General features: G+C 36.8%; 1 protein-coding gene. It reads right to left on the bottom strand.

Features of this window, described 5'->3' with window-relative positions:
* A partial coding sequence (locus AWU74_RS13695; protein WP_202966453.1) for a GIY-YIG nuclease family protein occupies positions 1-123 on the bottom strand: 123 nt, incomplete at its 3' end.
* Between the last annotated feature and the right edge of the window lie 119 nt (positions 124-242).

The following is a 242-nucleotide window of genomic DNA, read 5'->3' as shown; positions in this document are numbered from 1 at the left end:
GGTCATATTATTGTATTCTTTTAGTCTTCTTTCTAAATCATTGGTTTTGCCTATTTTGCATTTTGAAGGCTCCAGCGATGCCTGAACAATATAAATGTATTGTTTTATCTTATCTTCTGCCAAAATATGCCTCCATTTATTCTTTTTGAGATTATATGTTCCCTATATTTTTAGGGCAAATGTCGCTTAACGTGAAAGGTTTATGCCGCGTCGCAGACTGCGTCTGTCCCCGCAGCCTTTTA

The organism is Treponema endosymbiont of Eucomonympha sp., from assembly GCF_001028545.1.
The sequence above is the reverse complement of the archived record's forward strand: the minus strand, read 5'-3'. Positions and strand labels throughout refer to the sequence as shown.